The organism is Enterobacter cloacae complex sp. IR5412, assembly GCF_049237385.1.
Lineage (GTDB): Bacteria > Pseudomonadota > Gammaproteobacteria > Enterobacterales > Enterobacteriaceae > Enterobacter > Enterobacter intestinihominis.
The window spans coordinates 428,773-446,100 of the sequence record NZ_JBMKHQ010000001.1 but is presented as its reverse complement, the minus strand read 5'-3'; the positions used below and the strand labels follow the sequence as shown (position 1 = coordinate 446,100).

General features: G+C 57.2%; 16 protein-coding genes. 9 read left to right on the top strand and 7 right to left on the bottom strand.

Annotated elements, in window-relative coordinates; all coding sequences use genetic code 11:
- Positions 1–60: 60 nt before the first annotated feature.
- Entirely contained in the window at positions 61–615 is a 555-nt protein-coding gene (locus ACOTX2_RS02160) for a GNAT family N-acetyltransferase (RefSeq protein WP_022648685.1), read from the bottom strand.
- 102 nt (positions 616–717) lie between these two features.
- Positions 718–2,475, bottom strand: a complete 1,758-nt coding sequence (gene dld / locus ACOTX2_RS02155) for a D-lactate dehydrogenase (protein WP_038416416.1) — start codon at positions 2,473–2,475, stop codon at positions 718–720.
- A 189-nt stretch (positions 2,476–2,664) separates the two neighbouring features.
- On the opposite strand from dld, the gene bglX reads away from it, so the two are divergent.
- The 5 genes from bglX to ACOTX2_RS02130 all read left to right on the top strand — a co-directional run bounded on the left by bglX (position 2,665) and on the right by ACOTX2_RS02130 (position 8,850).
- Positions 2,665–4,962 (top strand): beta-glucosidase BglX, encoded by a 2,298-nt coding sequence (gene bglX / locus ACOTX2_RS02150; RefSeq protein ID WP_063146228.1) that lies wholly within the window; start codon positions 2,665–2,667, stop codon positions 4,960–4,962.
- Positions 4,963–5,098: 136 nt separating this feature from the next.
- Positions 5,099–6,016 carry a glycine betaine ABC transporter substrate-binding protein OsmF gene (osmF, locus tag ACOTX2_RS02145; RefSeq protein ID WP_022648682.1) on the top strand — a complete coding sequence of 306 codons (918 nt, stop codon included), beginning with the start codon at positions 5,099–5,101 and terminating at the stop codon, positions 6,014–6,016.
- Between the two features lie 12 nt (positions 6,017–6,028).
- Positions 6,029–7,186, top strand: coding sequence for an ABC transporter permease (locus tag ACOTX2_RS02140; protein ID WP_063147711.1), 1,158 nt, complete (start codon positions 6,029–6,031; stop codon positions 7,184–7,186).
- A complete protein-coding gene (locus tag ACOTX2_RS02135; RefSeq protein ID WP_063147712.1) occupies positions 7,179–8,129 on the top strand; it encodes an ABC transporter ATP-binding protein in 951 nt (316 codons plus the stop codon). Before ACOTX2_RS02140 ends, ACOTX2_RS02135 begins: the two co-directional genes overlap by 8 nt.
- Positions 8,113–8,850, top strand: coding sequence for an ABC transporter permease (locus tag ACOTX2_RS02130; protein ID WP_063147713.1), 738 nt, complete (start codon positions 8,113–8,115; stop codon positions 8,848–8,850). The genes ACOTX2_RS02135 and ACOTX2_RS02130 overlap by 17 nt, the downstream gene beginning before the upstream one ends.
- On the opposite strand, the gene ACOTX2_RS02125 is transcribed toward ACOTX2_RS02130, so the two are convergent.
- Together ACOTX2_RS02125 and mlrA are read right to left on the bottom strand one after the other, a co-directional pair.
- Positions 8,825–8,938, bottom strand: coding sequence for a protein YohO (locus ACOTX2_RS02125; protein ID WP_022648678.1), 114 nt, complete (start codon positions 8,936–8,938; stop codon positions 8,825–8,827). The two genes, ACOTX2_RS02130 and ACOTX2_RS02125, sit on opposite strands and share 26 nt — an antisense overlap.
- A gap of 69 nt (positions 8,939–9,007) precedes the next feature.
- Positions 9,008–9,748: an HTH-type transcriptional regulator MlrA gene (mlrA, locus tag ACOTX2_RS02120; protein WP_022648677.1), complete on the bottom strand. Its 741-nt coding sequence runs from the start codon at positions 9,746–9,748 to the stop codon at positions 9,008–9,010.
- A 218-nt stretch (positions 9,749–9,966) separates the two neighbouring features.
- On the opposite strand from mlrA, the gene ACOTX2_RS02115 reads away from it, so the two are divergent.
- Genes ACOTX2_RS02115 through ACOTX2_RS02105 form a run of 3 tightly spaced genes read left to right on the top strand, consistent with a single transcriptional unit; the run spans position 9,967 to position 12,882 of the window.
- A complete protein-coding gene (locus ACOTX2_RS02115) occupies positions 9,967–11,652 on the top strand; it encodes a sensor histidine kinase (RefSeq protein ID WP_003859271.1) in 1,686 nt (561 codons plus the stop codon).
- Entirely contained in the window at positions 11,646–12,365 is a 720-nt protein-coding gene (gene btsR, locus ACOTX2_RS02110) for a two-component system response regulator BtsR (protein WP_022648676.1), read from the top strand. The genes ACOTX2_RS02115 and btsR overlap by 7 nt, the downstream gene beginning before the upstream one ends.
- 46 nt (positions 12,366–12,411) lie before the next feature.
- Complete coding sequence (locus ACOTX2_RS02105; RefSeq protein WP_015572337.1) at positions 12,412–12,882, top strand: DUF1456 family protein; 471 nt, start codon at positions 12,412–12,414, stop codon at positions 12,880–12,882.
- A 108-nt stretch (positions 12,883–12,990) separates the two neighbouring features.
- Here the strand turns inward: ACOTX2_RS02105 and metG are convergent, their stop codons facing one another.
- Positions 12,991–15,024, bottom strand: a complete 2,034-nt coding sequence (gene metG, locus ACOTX2_RS02100; protein WP_023300575.1) for a methionine--tRNA ligase — start codon at positions 15,022–15,024, stop codon at positions 12,991–12,993.
- Positions 15,025–15,161: 137 nt separating this feature from the next.
- On the opposite strand from metG, the gene apbC reads away from it, so the two are divergent.
- The gene (gene apbC / locus ACOTX2_RS02095; RefSeq protein WP_023300574.1) at positions 15,162–16,271 is read left to right on the top strand and encodes an iron-sulfur cluster carrier protein ApbC; all 1,110 of its coding nucleotides are present in this window, start codon (positions 15,162–15,164) and stop codon (positions 16,269–16,271) included.
- 89 nt (positions 16,272–16,360) lie between these two features.
- On the opposite strand, the gene ACOTX2_RS02090 is transcribed toward apbC, so the two are convergent.
- Together ACOTX2_RS02090 and ACOTX2_RS02085 are read right to left on the bottom strand one after the other, a co-directional pair.
- Entirely contained in the window at positions 16,361–16,837 is a 477-nt protein-coding gene (locus ACOTX2_RS02090; RefSeq protein WP_032622520.1) for a GNAT family N-acetyltransferase, read from the bottom strand.
- A complete protein-coding gene (locus ACOTX2_RS02085) occupies positions 16,788–17,120 on the bottom strand; it encodes an RcnB family protein (protein WP_022648672.1) in 333 nt (110 codons plus the stop codon). The genes ACOTX2_RS02090 and ACOTX2_RS02085 overlap by 50 nt, the downstream gene beginning before the upstream one ends.
- Between the last annotated feature and the right edge of the window lie 208 nt (positions 17,121–17,328).

The following is a 17,328-nucleotide window of genomic DNA, read 5'->3' as shown; positions in this document are numbered from 1 at the left end:
GGCCCTAAAGCGGCCCCGATACGTAGGCCCGGTAAGCGGAGCGCCACCGGGCGAAAGCGCCTACTCCGGCAGCGTCCAGTCACCATCGTTGAGTGGACGCTGCATGATCAACGTATCCCGCCAGTCGCCCTTCTTATACCCTACGCTGCGCAGTTGACCGACAACCTCGAAGCCATGTTTTTTATGCAGCCGTAGCGATCCCGCATTATTGTTTCCGTCACCGACCACAGCAATCATCTGCCGCCAGGGACCTTGCTCACATCGTGCAATCAGGGCATCCATCAGCGCCGAGCCAAACCCGCGCCCGGTGGTGCTGGCATCCACATAGATGGATTCCTCAAGGGTGTACCGGTAGGCCTGACGTGGACGATAAAACGTGGCGTAGCAGTAGCCGACGACAATGCCGCGATACAGCGCAACCAGCCACGGTAAACCGCTGTCGGTCACACTCTTCATCCGCTGACGCATCTCATCGACGGTGGGGGGAACTTCCTCGAAGGACGCACGGCCATGAAGCACATGCCAGGCGTATATCGCCGAGATGGCATGTGCATCGTCAGGAAGGGCGTCGCGCACCTCGATTTCAGTTTCGGGTAAAATCTCTACAGCCGACATGTTCTGCCCGCTCCTTGTTTGGAAAGCCAGAGAAACGTTTCTCTGGCAACAGGCAGATACTCTAGTACGATTGAGGAGAGCTTAACAATCTCTTAAATTTGGCTATAGGCGTTCATCAGAGGCTTGCGTATTTTGCTTCTCTGTTTCGGCACTCTCTTTCCAGTATTTCTTCCGCGTTGTCTTACCAATGCCGGGGTTCATACTGTTTGTAGGGTCATTTTTGCGATAAAACTGTTTAAGCGTCTCCGGCGCTTTGTACAGATGCCCCACGTTATGCTCGGCAGGATATTGCGCGCCACGCTCGTGCAGCAACGCCAGCATCTGCTCTTTCAACGCATGCGCATCCACCCCTTTTTTGACGATGTAATCCTGGTGGAAGACATAGCACATGAAGTGGCCGTAATAGAGCTTGTGCACCAGCTTGCTGTCAATCTCCGGCGGCAGATGTTCAAACCACTCGGTATCGTTGCGACGCAGGGCAATATCCAGCGCCAGAATATCCTCTACCTCTTCGGAATGCACAGCCTGATAACGGATAGCCGCACCCGCCGCGGCGAAGCGGTGCAGGAAGGCTTTGCTGCCTTCTTCCGGCGTGCAGGCGAAGAAATCCCCGTCGGCAGTTTTGAAGAACTCGGTGAGCCAGCTCTGCGCTTCGGCAATTCCGTCCCCGGCCATTTTCAGCAGCAGGTGGTGCTCATACTTATCGCGCCAGGTCTTCATCCGCTCCGGTAAATGCGCCGGGAAGGCGTTGCCCAGTTTCTGCATAAAGCGGTCGGTGAAGTGCGGTTTGAACAGCGACACTTTCTCCAGCATCGCGTCGGTGCGGCCCTTCATGGTGAAGAAGAACGGCATTTTGTCGGTGCCGAGCTTGTCGATCATCAGGAAGGTATCTTTGCCGTAGCGCTCAGCGATGTCATAAATGTCCCGGTGCATATACTCGCCCGCCACCGGCAGGTGAGTGAACTCGGCCAGAATATGACGGCGGATCTCCGTCAGCACCTCCGGCTGATTGGTGCCAATGTAAAACACCTGCTGCTTTTTCTCTGCCGGGAAGGTATCGAGGCGCACCGCAAAAACGGCCAGCTTGCCCGCGCAGCCGGAGGATTCAAACAGGCGATCCGGATCGGCGTTATAGCGCGCTGGCGTATCGGCATTGATATCGCGCACGCGGGTGATGTAATCGTGGTCATGCGCGTGACGGCCATCGTGCTGAACGTCTTCGTCCTTCACGCGGTCATCGTCAAGTTTGCTGAGGATCTGCTCTGGCGTTACACCCAGATCGATCCCCAAATGGTTAACCAGCGTCAGCTTGCCGTTTTCATCGATACGGGCAAACAGCGACATCTCCGTGTAGGCCGGGCCGCGCTGCACCAGCGAGCCGCCGGAGTTATTGCAGATCCCGCCGATCACCGAGGCACCAATGCACGAAGAGCCGATCACCGAGTGCGGTTCGCGACCCAGCGGCTTAAGCGCCTTTTCCAGCGAGTAGAGCGTGGTGCCGGGGAAGGCGAGTACCTGTTCGCCCTTGTCCAGCAGGTGCAGTTTGTCGAGGCGCAGGGTGCTGATAATCACGATGTCACGATCGTAATCGTTGCCGTTCGGCGTGGAGCCTTCAGTCAGGCCGGTGTTAGCAGCCTGCATTAAAATAATCTTGTCTGCCGCAACGCAGGCGCTGAGCACGCGCCACAGTTCGAGCAACGTACCGGGGAAGACCACCGCCAGCGCGTCGCCCTGGCCGGAGCGAAAGCCCTTACGGTAGCGGGCGGTTTTGGCCGGGTCGGTAAGCAGGTGAGAGTGACCAACCAGGCGCGACAGTTCGTTAATAAAAGTAGTGTTATCGTTAGTTCGAACAGAAGACATCTTCCACTCCTTGTGGTGGGGCAAATTTCTCGCTGTAAAGCATAGCGCGATTAGCCGTTGAGCGGTCGGGTATTCATGAGAAAAATCAGAGAATAACCCTGCAAGGTTTTCAGGCTTTGTGGCACACTGCGCTTTTCGCACGGTCTGGCCGGGTGCTTCCCGCGGTTATTGATGAGAGAGAATAACAACATGAAATGGCTATGTTATGTAGGTGTCGCCGTCAGCCTGGCGCTGCAACCTGCGCTGGCAGAGGATTTGTTTGGTAATCACCCGCTCACGCCTGAAGCCCGCGACGCCTTTGTCACGGATTTACTCAAAAAGATGACGGTCGATGAGAAAATCGGCCAGCTGCGCCTGATCAGCGTCGGCCCGGAGAACCCGAAAGAAGCCATTCGCGAGATGATCAAAGACGGGCAGGTAGGAGCCATTTTTAACACCGTTACCCGCCAGGATATCCGCAAAATGCAGGATCAGGTGATGGAACTGAGCCGCCTGAAAATTCCGCTGTTCTTCGCCTACGACGTGGTGCACGGCCAGCGTACCGTCTTCCCGATTAGCCTCGGCTTAGCCTCCTCCTTTAACCTCGATGCGGTGAAAACCGTCGGGCGCGTATCGGCATATGAAGCCGCAGACGACGGCCTGAACATGACCTGGGCGCCGATGGTAGACGTCTCCCGCGATCCGCGCTGGGGCCGTGCTTCGGAGGGCTTTGGGGAAGATACTTATTTAACCGCTACGATGGGCAAAACCATGGTGGAAGCGATGCAGGGCAAAAGTCCGGCAGATCGTTACTCGGTGATGACCAGCGTCAAGCACTTCGCCGCCTATGGCGCGGTGGAAGGCGGCAAAGAGTACAACACCGTGGACATGAGTCCGCAGCGCCTGTTTAACGACTATATGCCGCCGTACAAAGCGGGGCTGGACGCGGGCAGCGGCGCGGTGATGGTGGCATTGAACTCTCTCAACGGCACGCCTGCCACCTCCGATTCGTGGCTGCTGAAAGATGTGCTGCGCGACCAGTGGGGCTTCAAGGGCATCACCGTTTCGGATCACGGGGCGATTAAAGAGCTGATCAAGCACGGCACAGCGTCTGACCCGGAAGATGCGGTACGCGTGGCGCTCAAGTCCGGCATCAACATGAGCATGAGCGACGAATACTACAGCAAATACCTGCCGGGGCTGGTGAAGAGCGGCAAGGTGACGATGGCGGAGCTGGACGATGCCGCTCGCCACGTGCTGAACGTGAAATATGACATGGGGCTGTTTAACGATCCTTACAGCCATCTGGGGCCGAAGGAGTCTGACCCGGCAGACACCAATGCTGAAAGCCGCCTGCACCGCAAAGAAGCCCGCGAAGTGGCGCGCGAAAGCCTGGTACTGCTGAAAAACCGTCTCGACACGCTGCCGCTGAAAAAATCCGGCACCATTGCCGTGGTCGGTCCGCTGGCCGACAGCAAGCGTGACGTCATGGGCAGCTGGTCCGCCGCAGGCGTGGCGGATCAGTCCGTTACCGTGCTGACAGGCATTAAGAGCGCCGTGGGTGATAATGCAAAAGTGGTTTACGCCAAAGGCGCAAACGTCACCGACGATAAAGACATCGTGACCTTCCTCAACCAGTACGAGGAAGCGGTGAAGGTGGATCCACGCACGCCGAAAGAGATGATCGACGAAGCGGTTAACGCCGCGAAGCAGTCCGACGTGGTGGTCGCCGTGGTGGGTGAAGCGCAGGGGATGGCGCACGAAGCCTCCAGCCGGACCGACATCACGATCCCGCAAAGCCAGCGTGACCTGATCGCGGCCCTGAAAGCCACCGGCAAGCCGCTGGTGCTGGTGCTGATGAACGGGCGTCCGCTGGCGCTGGTGAAAGAAGACCAGCAGGCTGACGCCATTCTGGAAACCTGGTTCGCCGGTACCGAAGGCGGTAACGCCATTGCCGACGTGCTGTTTGGCGATTACAACCCGTCCGGCAAGCTGCCGATGTCCTTCCCGCGCTCCGTCGGGCAGATCCCGGTTTACTACAGCCACCTGAACACCGGTCGTCCGTACAACGCCGACAAGCCGAACAAGTACACGTCCCGTTACTTCGACGAGGCTAACGGCCCGCTCTATCCGTTTGGCTATGGCCTGAGCTACACCACGTTTAAGGTCTCTGACGTGAAAATGTCGGCGCCGACCCTGAAGCGTGACGGCAAAGTGACCGCCAGCGTGGAAGTGACCAACAGCGGCAAACGCGAAGGCGCGACGGTGATCCAGATGTACGTTCAGGATGTCACGGCCTCCATGAGCCGTCCGGTGAAACAGCTGCGCGGCTTCGAAAAGGTCAACCTGAAACCGGGCGAAACCAAAACGGTCAGCTTCCCGATTGACGTAAATGCGCTGAAGTTCTGGAATCAGCAGATGAAATACGATGCCGAGCCTGGCAAATTCAACGTCTTCATCGGCGTGGATTCCGCCCGCGTGAACAAAGCCGAGTTTGAACTGCAATAATCTTACCTTTCTCCCTATCCCCCGCCTGGCGGGGGATGCCTCTCATCTGGTACGAAAAACGGTTAAATTCACTGTTTTAAGCTACGCTTTTCTCTCAAGCCTATGAAAAAGGCCACAAAATAATGAGGAAAGTAGAATGACGATTATTAAGGGGATAACAGGGTCGGCGGTGCTACTGGCGGCGCTGAGCCTGCCGTTACAGGCCGCAGAGCCGGTTAAGGTGGGTTCCAAAATTGATACCGAGGGCGCGTTGCTCGGCAATATCATTTTGCAGGTACTCGAAAGCCACGGCGTGAAAACGGTCAATAAAGTGCAGCTTGGCACCACGCCTGTCGTGCGCGGTGCAATCACTTCCGGCGAGCTGGATATCTACCCGGAATACACCGGCAACGGGGCATTCTTCTTCAAGGATGAAAACGATCCGGCCTGGAAAAATGCCAAAGCCGGGTACGAAAAAGTCAAAAAGCTGGACGCGGAAAAAAATAAGCTGGTCTGGCTTACACCGGCACCGGCCAACAACACCTGGACCATCGCGGTGCGCAAAGATATCGCCGAGAAAGGCAAGCTCACCTCGCTTGACGATCTCAGCCGCTACCTGAAAGAGAAGGGCGAGTTTAAGCTCGCGGCCTCGGCAGAGTTTATCGAGCGCGCTGATGCCCTGCCAGCGTTTGAAAAAGCTTATGATTTCAAGCTCGATCAGGCACAGCTACTTTCTCTGGCGGGCGGCGACACGGCGGTGACCATTAAGGCGGCGGCGCAGAAAACCTCCGGCGTCAACGCGGCGATGGCTTACGGCACCGACGGCCCGGTCGCGGCGCTTGGTCTGCAAACCCTGACCGACCCGAAAGGCGTTCAGCCAATTTACGCCCCAACCCCGGTCGTGCGCGAGGCGGTGCTGAAAGCCTACCCGGATATCGACGATTGGCTCAAACCGGTGTTTGAAAAACTGGATGCGAAAACGCTGCAACAGCTGAATGCCAGCATTGCCGTAGAGGGGCTGGATGCCAAAAAAGTGGCTGCCGACTTCCTCAAACAACAAGGGCTTGTGAAGTAACGGGACAAGGCTGTGCCAATAAAATGCCATAACCGCGTTCTGCTGCTGTTGGCCTGTGTGGCCATCGCGGCGGTCGCGTTACCTTTTGTGAATGTCGCGCCAAACCGTCTGGTGTCGGGCGAACCGCGCGCGCTGTGGCAGATCTGGGCATTTACGCCGCTGCTGCTGGGCGCGGCGCTGGCGAGTACCGTAGTCTTAGCCTTCTGGCCGGGGCGAAACGCGCTGTGGCTGACGCTTCTGCTCAGCGAAGCGCTGTTTATCGTACTGTTCTGGAGCGCAGGACAGGCGGCAACGCAGATGGCCTCGGTTGAAAGCCCGCTGGCGCGCACGTCGATTGGCAGCGGCCTGTGGCTGTGGCTGGCACTCTGCCTGCTGGCCTGTAGCGATGCCATTCGCCGCCTGACGCCGATACCTGTGTGGCGCTGGCTGCTGAACGCGCAATTCTGGGTTATCCCCCTGCTGATCCTCTTCAGCGGCGAGCTGAATCAACTCTCGCTGTTAAAAGAGTACGTCAACCGTCAGGAGGTGTTTGACAACGCGCTGGCGCAACATCTGACGATCCTGTTCGGGACGCTGGTCCCGGCGCTGCTGCTGGGCGTGCCGCTGGGCATGTGGTGCTACCGACATCCCAGCCGCCAGGGTGCCGTCTTTACCGTGCTCAACGTTATTCAGACCATCCCCTCCGTTGCCCTGTTTGGCCTGCTGATTGCCCCCCTCGCCGGTCTGGTTAAATCCTTCCCTGCGTTGGCCGCGGCAGGCATTGCCGGAACCGGGCTGACCCCGGCGCTGATTGCCCTTGTGTTGTATGCGCTGCTGCCACTGGTGCGCGGCGTGGTGGCTGGGTTAAGCCAGGTTCCGCCCGACGTGCTGGAAAGCGCCCATGCGATGGGGATGAGTGCGCGCCAGTGTTTCTGGAAAATACAGCTGCCGCTTGCGCTTCCGCTGCTGGTTCGCAGCCTGCGGGTGGTGACGGTGCAAACCGTGGGGATGGCGGTGATTGCCGCGCTGATCGGGGCGGGCGGCTTTGGGGCGCTGGTGTTCCAGGGGCTGCTCAGCAGCGCGCTGGATCTGGTGTTGCTGGGCGTTGTGCCCACGATTGCGCTGGCGGTCGTGCTGGATGCCCTGTTTGCCCTGTGGCTCGCGCTGCTCAGGAGAAGAGCCAATGATTGAATTTCATGATGTGAGTAAAACCTTTGCGGGCCGTCCGGCGGCAAGCCATCTCAATCTGCATTTTGCCGAGGGGGCGTTCTCGGTATTGATCGGGACGTCGGGGTCGGGAAAATCGACGACGCTGAAGATGATCAATCGGCTGGTGGAGCACGACAGCGGGACGATTCGCTTTGCCGGAGAGGAGATCCGCAGCCTGCCGGTGCTGGAGCTGCGGCGGCGTATGGGCTACGCCATTCAGTCCATCGGCCTGTTTCCCCACTGGACGGTGGCGCAGAACATTGCCACCGTGCCACAGCTGGAAAAATGGTCCCGGGGGAAGATCAATGAGCGTGTCGACGAGTTGATGGCGTTGCTGGGCCTGGACGCGTCGCTTCGCGACCGCTACCCGCACCAGCTTTCCGGCGGACAACAGCAGCGGGTCGGGGTGGCGCGCGCGCTGGCCGCTAACCCGCAGGTACTGCTGATGGATGAGCCCTTCGGCGCGCTGGATCCGGTCACCCGCGGCGCACTTCAGGCCGAGATGAGCCGCATCCACCGTATTCTCGGGCGTACCATCGTGCTGGTGACGCATGATATCGACGAAGCACTGCGGCTGGCCGATCGTCTGGTACTGATGGATCACGGCGAAGTCGTCCAGCAGGGTACGCCGCTTGAGCTGTTAACGTCGCCGGCAAACGATTTTGTGCGTGAGTTCTTTGGCCGCAGCGAGCTGGGTGTCAGGCTGCTCTCGCTGCGCACCGTCAGGGACTATCTGCGTCCGCAGGATGCGCAAATCGTTGGTGAACCGCTGCATGACGGGATGAGCCTGCGCGATGCCCTTTCGGCGTTTGTCGCCCGGCAGTGTGAGGTGTTACCCGTTGCGGACGGGCAGGGGACACCATGCGGGACAATCCATTTTCGCGATCTGCTGGCGGGGGAGGTGACGCGTGAAGTGGGTCCGTGATCCGTTACTCTGGCTGACAGGGCTGTTTATCGCCTTACTCTACCTGATGCCGCACAGCGCGGCGCTGTTTAATGCGCTTATTCCCGGGCTGCCGCGCCCGGTGTACCAGCAGGAGAGCTTTGTTAATCTCACCCTGGCGCACTTCTGGCTGGTAGCGGTGTCAAGCGTGATTGCCATCGTGCTGGGCACAGGCGCCGGTATTGCGGTGACGCGGCCTGCGGGCAGGGAGTTCCGTCCGCTGGTGGAGACCATCGCCGCAACGGGGCAGACCTTCCCGCCGGTGGCCGTGCTGGCGATTGCCGTGCCGGCGATCGGTTTTGGGCAGGAGCCTGCCATCATTGCGCTGATTTTGTACGGCGTGTTGCCCATTCTGCAAGGGACGCTGGCGGGGATTGCGGCGGTGCCTGCATCGGTGCTGAGCGTAGCGGAAGGGATGGGGATGAGCGCCTGGCAGCGGCTACTGAAGGTTGAACTGCCGCTGGCCGCACCGGTGATTATTGCCGGTGTGCGGACGTCCGTGATCATCAACATTGGTACGGCAACCATCGCGTCGACGGTCGGGGTCAATACGCTGGGGACGCCAATCATTATTGGGTTAAGCGGGTTTAACACGGCTTATATTATTCAGGGGGCGGTTCTGGTTGCGCTGGCGGCGATTGTGGTGGATCGCCTGTTTGAACGCATGGCCGGATACCTCAGCCAACACCGCCGCGAACAATAAACGAGTAACCTGCAAGCATAACGCCACCGATACCGCTGACGGCCATCAGTGCAAAAAGGGTAATTACGGCCAGTTTCGTTGCCTTCATCATGTGCTCCTGTTGTTAACGGAACAATTATACGGTGAAGCGCAGCTGTTAATGAACCATTAAATGCCGTTACAACGCATTTGGCCCCAGCGAGTAAACGGGATAACCATGTTCGCGCCATTCCGTCAGGAGCTGCTGCTGGGAAGCGGAGGGGACTTCGCCACACCAGACCAGCAGCGTCTGCCCCTCAAACAGTTCCGGCCTGAGCTGTGCCAGGGAGTGTGCAAGCACGTCAACGCGCCAGCCCTGCTGGGTGGCAATCCAGGCTTCGAGCCACAGCCGGGTGGTATCGTGGACGTTCCAGCCGATCACCAGCGCATCTTTGCTGTTTTTATTCCGCGCTGAGGCAAGACAGACGGAAATATAGTTAATCAGCACGCCATCAAGCATACTGAGCAGTGCCTGTAAGGTGGTTTGCTGACACTGAAGCCGACGCCGTAGGGGAATAAAAAGATGGGTGATCAGGGTTTGCGCGGGGTAGTCTCGACCCTGTTCTTTGATCCAGCCGCGCAGACGCTGCAAATTGCCGGTCTGCAACAGCCTCAGCAGCGTTTCCTGCTGCTCGCGCCAGAGATGCTGCGTATCAGGATCGTCCTGGCTCAGAAGCGACTTCACCTTGCCTACCTGTACGCCATTGTCGATCCAGCTTTTGATCTCGCGTATCCGGTCAATATCCGCATCGTTAAACAGGCGGTGCCCGCCGTCCGTTCTTTGCGGCTTAAGCAATCCATACCGTCGCTGCCACGCCCGTAGCGTAACGGGATTGATATCACACAGGAGTGCCACTTCACCTATCGTGTAAAGCGCCATTTTCGCCCCCAGGCTTGCGCGTCCCCAGCTTAACTGTAGACCCACTTTGCGGAACCAGGAAAATTTGATTCTTTTTTGTACAAATTATACGAAAGACAGGTTATCTCCGGCAAAAGGTGTGATGACGGACACGATTTATCGCTTTTTTGGCACGTTTCAAAGAAAGTTAACCGCCATCAGTGTATGTTACGCGTTTTTAGAATGTGCGGTTTGTGAGTATGTACGAGTTTAATCTGGTGCTGCTGTTGCTTCAGCAGATGTGCGTGTTTCTTGTCATCGCCTGGTTGATGAGCAAAACGCGCCTGTTCATTCCGCTGATGCAGGTCACCGTCCGTCTGCCGCACAAATTCCTCTGCTACGTCGTATTTTCCATATTCTGCATTATGGGGACCTGGTTTGGTCTCCATATTGAAGATTCCATCGCCAATACGCGCGCCATTGGCGCGGTAATGGGCGGGCTGCTCGGAGGCCCGGTCGTGGGCGGTCTGGTGGGGTTAACCGGCGGCCTGCACCGCTATTCGATGGGCGGTATGACGGCACTAAGCTGCATGATCTCCACCATTGTCGAAGGGCTGCTCGGTGGTCTCGTCCACAGCTATATGATTAAGCGCGGACGGCCGGATAAAGTGTTCAGTCCCCTTACCGCCGGGGCGATCACCTTCGTGGCGGAAATGGCGCAGATGGCGATCATCCTGCTGATCGCGCGCCCGTTTGACGATGCGTTACATCTGGTCAGCAGCATTGCCGCACCGATGATGGTCACCAATACCGTTGGTGCGGCGCTGTTTATGCGCATTCTGCTCGACAAACGCGCCATGTTCGAAAAATACACCTCGGCATTTTCTGCCACCGCCTTAAAAGTTGCGGCGTCGACGGAAGGGATCCTGCGGCAGGGATTCAACGAGGAGAACAGCATGAAGGTGGCGCAGGTGCTGTATAAAGAGCTGGATATCGGGGCCGTGGCGATTACCGATCGCGAAAAGTTGCTGGCGTTTACCGGTACCGGGGACGACCACCATCTTCCAGGTAAGCCGATCTCCTCGGCCTACACTTTGCGCGCTATTGAAACGGGTGAAGTGGTGTATGCCGACGGGAATGAAGTGCCGTACCGCTGTTCCCTGCATCCGCAGTGCAAACTTGGCTCTACGCTGGTCATTCCCCTGCGGGGCGAAAACCAGCGCGTCATGGGCACCATTAAGCTTTACGAAGCCAAAAATCGCCTGTTCAGCTCCATCAACCGCACGCTGGGGGAGGGGATCGCCCAGCTGCTTTCGGCGCAAATCCTGGCGGGGCAGTATGAACGGCAAAAAGCGCTGCTGACGCAGTCAGAAATTAAGCTCCTGCACGCTCAGGTGAATCCGCATTTCCTGTTTAACGCGCTCAACACGCTGAAGGCGGTGATCCGCCGCGACAGCGATCAAGCCGCGCAGCTGGTACAATTTCTGTCGACATTTTTCCGCAAAAACCTGAAGCGTCCCTCGGAGATCGTCACCCTCGCGGACGAGATTGAGCATGTAAACGCCTATCTGCAAATTGAAAAAGCGCGCTTCCAGTCACGATTACAGGTGTCGTTATCCGTCCCGGATGAGCTGGCGTATCAGCATCTTCCGGCCTTTACCCTGCAACCGATTGTGGAGAACGCCATTAAGCACGGGACGTCGCAGCTGCTGGGAACCGGAGAAATCATGATTTCCGCTTCCCGTTTTAACCACCATCTGGTGCTGGATATTGAAGATAACGCGGGGCTGTATGAAGCCTCCGCGTCAGGCGGTCTGGGCATGAGCCTGGTGGATAAGCGCCTGCGCGCACATTTTGGTGATGACTGCGGTATCACCGTCGCCTGTGAGCCAGACCGCTATACCCGAATTACCTTACGATTGCCGCTGGAGGAGAACGCATGTTAAGAGTGCTGATTGTTGATGATGAGCCGTTAGCACGGGAAAACCTGCGTGTCCTGTTGCAGGAGCAGAGTGATATTGAGGTCGTGGGGGAATGCGCCAATGCCATTGAAGGCATCGGGGCTGTGCATAAACTGCGCCCGGACGTGCTGTTCCTCGATATTCAGATGCCGCGCATCAGCGGTCTGGAGATGGTCGGCATGCTCGACCCGGAGCACCGCCCCTATATCGTCTTTCTGACGGCCTTTGATGAGTACGCGGTAAAGGCGTTTGAAGAGCACGCGTTTGATTATCTGCTGAAACCGATTGAAGAGAAACGCCTTGAAAAGACCCTGACCCGTCTGCGCCAGGAGCGTACCGCGCAGGACGTGACGCTGCTGCCGGAGCATCAGCAGCCCCTGAAGTTTATCCCCTGTACCGGGCACAGCCGGATTTACCTCCTGCAAATGGACGACGTTGCCTTTGTCAGCAGTCGTCTGAGCGGGGTATACGTCACCAGCGCTGAAGGCAACGAAGGCTTTACCGAGCTTACGTTACGCACGCTGGAGAGCCGCACGCCGCTGATTCGCTGTCATCGACAGTATCTGGTGAACATGGCGCACCTGAAGGAGATCCGCCTGGAAGATAACGGCCAGGCCGAACTGGTGCTACGTGCAGGGCAAACCGTGCCCGTCAGTCGTCGCTATCTGAAAAGTTTGAAAGAGGCGATAGGGCTGTAAAACTGGTACACTGCGCGCCATTGCATCATCGACATTCGAAGGCTCTATGCTAAGTAACGATATTCTTCGTAGCCTGCGCTACACCCTGAAAGCGAACAATAATGACATGGTGCGCATTCTTGCGCTCTCCGACATGGAATCCACGTCCGCCGGGTTCGACACCTGGATGACTAAAGAAGATGAAGAGGGTTTTGTTCGCTGCCCGGACATCATTCTGTCGGGCTTCCTGAACGGCCTGATCTACGACAAGCGCGGCAAAGATGAATCTGCGCCTGAGCTGGCGCTGGAGCGTCGGGTGAATAACAACACGGTGCTGAAAAAGCTGCGTATTGCGTTCTCCCTGAAAACTGACGACATTCTGGCGATCATGACCGAGCAGAAATTTCGCGTGTCGATGCCGGAAATCACCGCCATGATGCGCGCGCCGGATCATAAAAATTACCGCGAGTGTGGGGATCAGTTTCTGCGTTATTTCCTGCGTGGGTTGACGCAGCGGGTGCATAACCAGAAGGGGTGATTTTTAGCCGGGTGGCGGCCTCGCCTTACCCGGCCTAAAAACTCGTAGGCCAGTGCAAGCGTAGCGCCGCCGGGCAAAAAAAAGCCGGATTCTCATCCGGCTTATTTATTACTTCACCTGCTGACCCGGCTTCGCGCCTTCGTCAGGGCTTAACAGGAAGATGTCTTTTCCGCCCGGGCCTGCGGCCATCACCATCCCTTCAGAGATGCCGAAGCGCATTTTACGCGGCGCCAGGTTTGCCACCATCACGGTCTGACGACCGATCAGCACCTGCGGATCAGGGTACGCTGAACGAATGCCGGAGAAGACGTTACGTTTCTCGCCGCCCAGATCCAGCGTCAGACGCAGCAGTTTGTCAGAACCTTCCACGAACTCCGCGTTTTCGATCAGCGCCACGCGCAGGTCGACTTTGGCGAAATCATCAAAGGTGATGGTCTCCTGAATCGGATCGTCCGCCAGCGGGCCGGTCACCGGCGCGGCAGCCGCTTTCACCTCTTCTTTTGATGCTTCCACCAGCGCGTCAACCTGTTTCATCTCGATGCGGTTATACAGCGCCTTGAAGGTGTTCACCTTGTGGCCGAGCAGCGGCTGCTGGATGGCATCCCAGGTCAGTTCGGTGTTCAGGAATGCTTCCGCGCGGGCTGCCAGCTGCGGCAGAACCGGCTTCAGCCAGGTCATCAGCACGCGGAACATGTTCAGACCCATGGTGCAGATCGCCTGCAAGTCGGCGTCGCGGCCTTCCTGTTTCGCCACCACCCATGGTGCCTGCTCGTCGACATATCGGTTGGCCACGTCTGCCAGCGCCATGATTTCGCGAATGGCTTTACCAAATTCACGACTTTCCCAGGCTTCGCCAACCGCAGCGGCGGCGTCGGTGAAGGTTTTATACAGCTCAGGATCGGCCAGTTCGGCAGAGAGCACGCCGTCAAAGCGTTTAGCGATAAAACCTGCGTTACGGGACGCCAGGTTCACCACCTTGTTGACGATGTCCGCGTTCACGCGTTGCACGAAATCTTCCAGATTCAGGTCGATATCGTCGATGCGGGAAGAGAGCTTCGCGGTGTAGTAGTAGCGCAGGCTATCCGCATCGAAGTGGTTCAGCCAGGTGCTGGCCTTAATAAACGTCCCGCGAGATTTGGACATCTTCGCACCGTTGACCGTTACGTAGCCGTGTACGAACAGGTTAGTCGGCTTGCGGAAATTGCTGCCTTCAAGCATCGCTGGCCAGAACAGGCTGTGGAAGTAAACGATGTCTTTGCCGATGAAGTGGTACAGCTCGGCGGTGGAATCTTTCTTCCAGTACTCGTCGAAGCTTAGGGTATCGCCGCGCTTGTCACACAGGTTCTTGAAGGAGCCCATGTAGCCGATTGGCGCATCCAGCCAGACGTAGAAATATTTGCCCGGCGCGTTCGGGATTTCGAAGCCGAAGTATGGCGCATCGCGGGAGATATCCCACTGCTGCAGACCGGATTCAAACCACTCCTGCATCTTGTTCGCCACCTGCTCCTGCAGCGCGCCGCTGCGGGTCCACGCCTGCAGCATTTCGCTGAACGACGGCAGGTCGAAGAAGAAGTGCTCGGAGTCACGCATCACCGGCGTGGCGCCGGAAACCACGGATTTCGGCTCGATAAGCTCGGTCGGGCTGTAGGTCGCGCCACACACTTCGCAGTTATCGCCGTACTGGTCCGGGGATTTACATTTCGGACAGGTGCCTTTGACGAAACGGTCCGGCAGGAACATGCCTTTTTCCGGATCGTACAGCTGAGAGATGGTGCGGTTTTTAATGAAACCATTCTCTTTCAGACGGGTGTAGATCAGCTCTGACAGCTCGCGGTTCTCGTCGCTGTGCGTGGAGTGATAGTTGTCATAGCTGATGTCAAAGCCAGCAAAATCGGTCTGATGCTCCTGACTCATTTCGGCGATCATCTGTTCCGGGGAAATTCCCAGCTGCTGCGCTTTCAGCATGATTGGGGTGCCGTGGGCATCGTCCGCACAGATGAAATTCACCTCGTGGCCGCGCATTCGCTGGTAACGGACCCAGACATCAGCCTGGATATGCTCCAGCATGTGGCCGAGGTGGATTGAGCCGTTGGCGTACGGCAGGGCGCACGTTACCAGAATTTTTTTCGCGACTTGAGTCATAGTAGGCATTACTTCTTTTAACTGTAAAAAGGGTTTTCGATATTACCAAAAGGGGCATTATTAAGTAAGCACAAACCACGGCCTTTCAGGTAAACTTGTTCATCTAAGGTCTTATTCACAAGAACAAAGGAGTCGGGATGAGTTCTCAATCCCAGGCCAAATCACCGGAAGCCTTACGAGCAATGGTCGCCGGGACGCTGGCTAATTTTCAGCATCCAACCCTGAAGCACAATCTCACGACGCTGAAAGCGCTTCATCATGTCGCATGGCTGGACGATACGCTGCACATTGAGCTGCAGATGCCGTTCGTCTGGACCAGCGCCTTTGATGCCCTGAAAGAGCAAACCAGCTCTGAGCTGCTGCGCATTACTGGCGCAAAAGCAATTGACTGGAAGCTAAGCCACAGCATCGCCACGCTCAAGCGCGTGAAAAATCAGCCGGGCGTTAACGGCGTGAAGAACATCATCGCCGTCAGTTCTGGCAAGGGTGGGGTGGGTAAATCGTCGACCGCCGTGAACCTGGCGCTTGCTCTGGCGGCAGAAGGGGCGAAAGTCGGCATTCTGGATGCTGATATTTATGGCCCGTCCATTCCGAACATGCTGGGTGCTGAAAACCAGCGTCCAACTTCGCCGGACGGTACCCACATGGCGCCGATCGTGGCGCACGGTCTGGCGACCAACTCCATTGGTTACCTGGTCACGGACGATAACGCAATGGTCTGGCGCGGCCCGATGGCCAGCAAAGCGTTGCTGCAAATGTTGCAGGAGACAATGTGGCCTGACCTCGATTATCTGGTGCTGGACATGCCGCCGGGCACCGGTGATATCCAGCTGACGCTGGCGCAGAACATTCCGGTCACCGGCGCCGTCGTGGTCACCACGCCGCAGGATATCGCGCTGATCGACGCCAAAAAAGGCATCGTGATGTTCGAGAAGGTGGAGGTGCCGGTACTCGGCATCGTCGAAAACATGAGCATGCACATTTGCAGCAACTGTGGACACCATGAGCCGATCTTCGGTACCGGCGGTGCGGAGAAGCTGGCGGCGCAATATCACACCCAGCTGCTGGGGCAACTGCCGTTGCATATCACACTGCGCGAAGATCTGGATAGCGGTAAGCCGACGGTGGTCAGCCGTCCTGATAGCGAATTCACGGAAATCTATCGTCAGCTGGCGGGGCGCGTTGCGGCGCAACTGTACTGGCAGGGGGACGTGATCCCGAGTGAGATCGCCTTCCGCGCGGTGTAACGCCTCTGCGCGTTAGTGCCGGGTGGCGGCTTCGCCTTACCCGGCCTACCTCGATTTTGTAGGTCAGGTAAGCGTAGCGCCACCTGACTTTACCCAAGCCGATAGTGCATCAAATAATACTCTCCTTCCGGAGAATCCCCCGTCGCCTCAATGTGCCAGCCGTGGCGCTGGTAAAACGCAACCGCTCGCTCATTCTTCACCAGACACTTCAGGGCGCCTGTACTGGTAAACGTCCTCTGTACTTGTTCCAGTAACAAACGGCCAACTCCCAGACGCTGATACTGCGGGTCGACAAACAGATTGTGCAAAAAGTTATCATTTTCCCAGACGGAGGCAAACCCTACCCGGTGACCGTCGTGAATCGCAACCCAGATCTGCTCGTCACGCGTTGCGGCGTCAAAATCCTCAAGCTGCCATTCAGAATTGTCCAGCCATGGCCAGGCCACGCGTCGTGCATGCAGGTACAGCGTGCGCAGAAATGGCCGGTCGTCCTCCTGCCAGGGCCGGATCATCGTATCAGCGGTGATAGAAAATATCTCCGTTATAGGCTTTGTAGATTTTGCCATCAGCATCGCCAATCAGAACATAATTTTCACCCATGTAGGTCCAGTGCGTACCGGCATCGGGCGCGGGAAGGTTACGTAGCTGGTACTGTTTGATGGTGTACTCTGGCGTCTGATACTGCGCGGGCGCGGTATCGCCAATCTTAAATTTGGTGAAGTCGGCGATGAACTCCTGCTCTTCATAAGCCTTAATGCCGGAAGGCGCGGCGGCCGTTTGCGGGGCTGCGAATGCGGAGCCCGCCAGAGACAGTAATACACCCAGAAGCACCAATTTACGCTTAGCCATTTTTTCTCCAGTGATATCGTTACGGATACGCTTGTCTGCGGGGGACAGTGCGGCAGACAGCCCATTTTAAGTATCAAAACAGGGTGTGTTTGAAAAAAAATGTAACAAAAGTGAACGGTTTTGTGTAGTGCCAGCGGTTGTGAGTATTTTTGATATGAATGCGTGCTGACGGGAATAATTCATTGTAACTATCGTTTTGCTGAATTAA

What these genes read in the sequence shown, in the direction of transcription:
- mlrA (WP_022648677.1), bottom strand. Translation starts at nt 9,748, where the DNA reads ATGGCGCTTTACACGATAGGTGAAGTGGCACTCCTGTGTGATATCAAT.
- ACOTX2_RS02085 (WP_022648672.1), bottom strand. Translation starts at nt 17,120, where the DNA reads ATGGCTAAGCGTAAATTGGTGCTTCTGGGTGTATTACTGTCTCTGGCG.
- ACOTX2_RS02125 (WP_022648678.1), bottom strand. Translation starts at nt 8,938, where the DNA reads ATGAAGGCAACGAAACTGGCCGTAATTACCCTTTTTGCACTGATGGCC.
- ACOTX2_RS02135 (WP_063147712.1), top strand. Translation starts at nt 7,179, where the DNA reads ATGATTGAATTTCATGATGTGAGTAAAACCTTTGCGGGCCGTCCGGCG.
- ACOTX2_RS02115 (WP_003859271.1), top strand. Translation starts at nt 9,967, where the DNA reads ATGTACGAGTTTAATCTGGTGCTGCTGTTGCTTCAGCAGATGTGCGTG.
- ACOTX2_RS02090 (WP_032622520.1), bottom strand. Translation starts at nt 16,837, where the DNA reads ATGGCAAAATCTACAAAGCCTATAACGGAGATATTTTCTATCACCGCT.
- apbC (WP_023300574.1), top strand. Translation starts at nt 15,162, where the DNA reads ATGAGTTCTCAATCCCAGGCCAAATCACCGGAAGCCTTACGAGCAATG.
- ACOTX2_RS02105 (WP_015572337.1), top strand. Translation starts at nt 12,412, where the DNA reads ATGCTAAGTAACGATATTCTTCGTAGCCTGCGCTACACCCTGAAAGCG.
- btsR (WP_022648676.1), top strand. Translation starts at nt 11,646, where the DNA reads ATGTTAAGAGTGCTGATTGTTGATGATGAGCCGTTAGCACGGGAAAAC.
- dld (WP_038416416.1), bottom strand. Translation starts at nt 2,475, where the DNA reads ATGTCTTCTGTTCGAACTAACGATAACACTACTTTTATTAACGAACTG.
- ACOTX2_RS02160 (WP_022648685.1), bottom strand. Translation starts at nt 615, where the DNA reads ATGTCGGCTGTAGAGATTTTACCCGAAACTGAAATCGAGGTGCGCGAC.
- metG (WP_023300575.1), bottom strand. Translation starts at nt 15,024, where the DNA reads ATGACTCAAGTCGCGAAAAAAATTCTGGTAACGTGCGCCCTGCCGTAC.
- osmF (WP_022648682.1), top strand. Translation starts at nt 5,099, where the DNA reads ATGACGATTATTAAGGGGATAACAGGGTCGGCGGTGCTACTGGCGGCG.
- bglX (WP_063146228.1), top strand. Translation starts at nt 2,665, where the DNA reads ATGAAATGGCTATGTTATGTAGGTGTCGCCGTCAGCCTGGCGCTGCAA.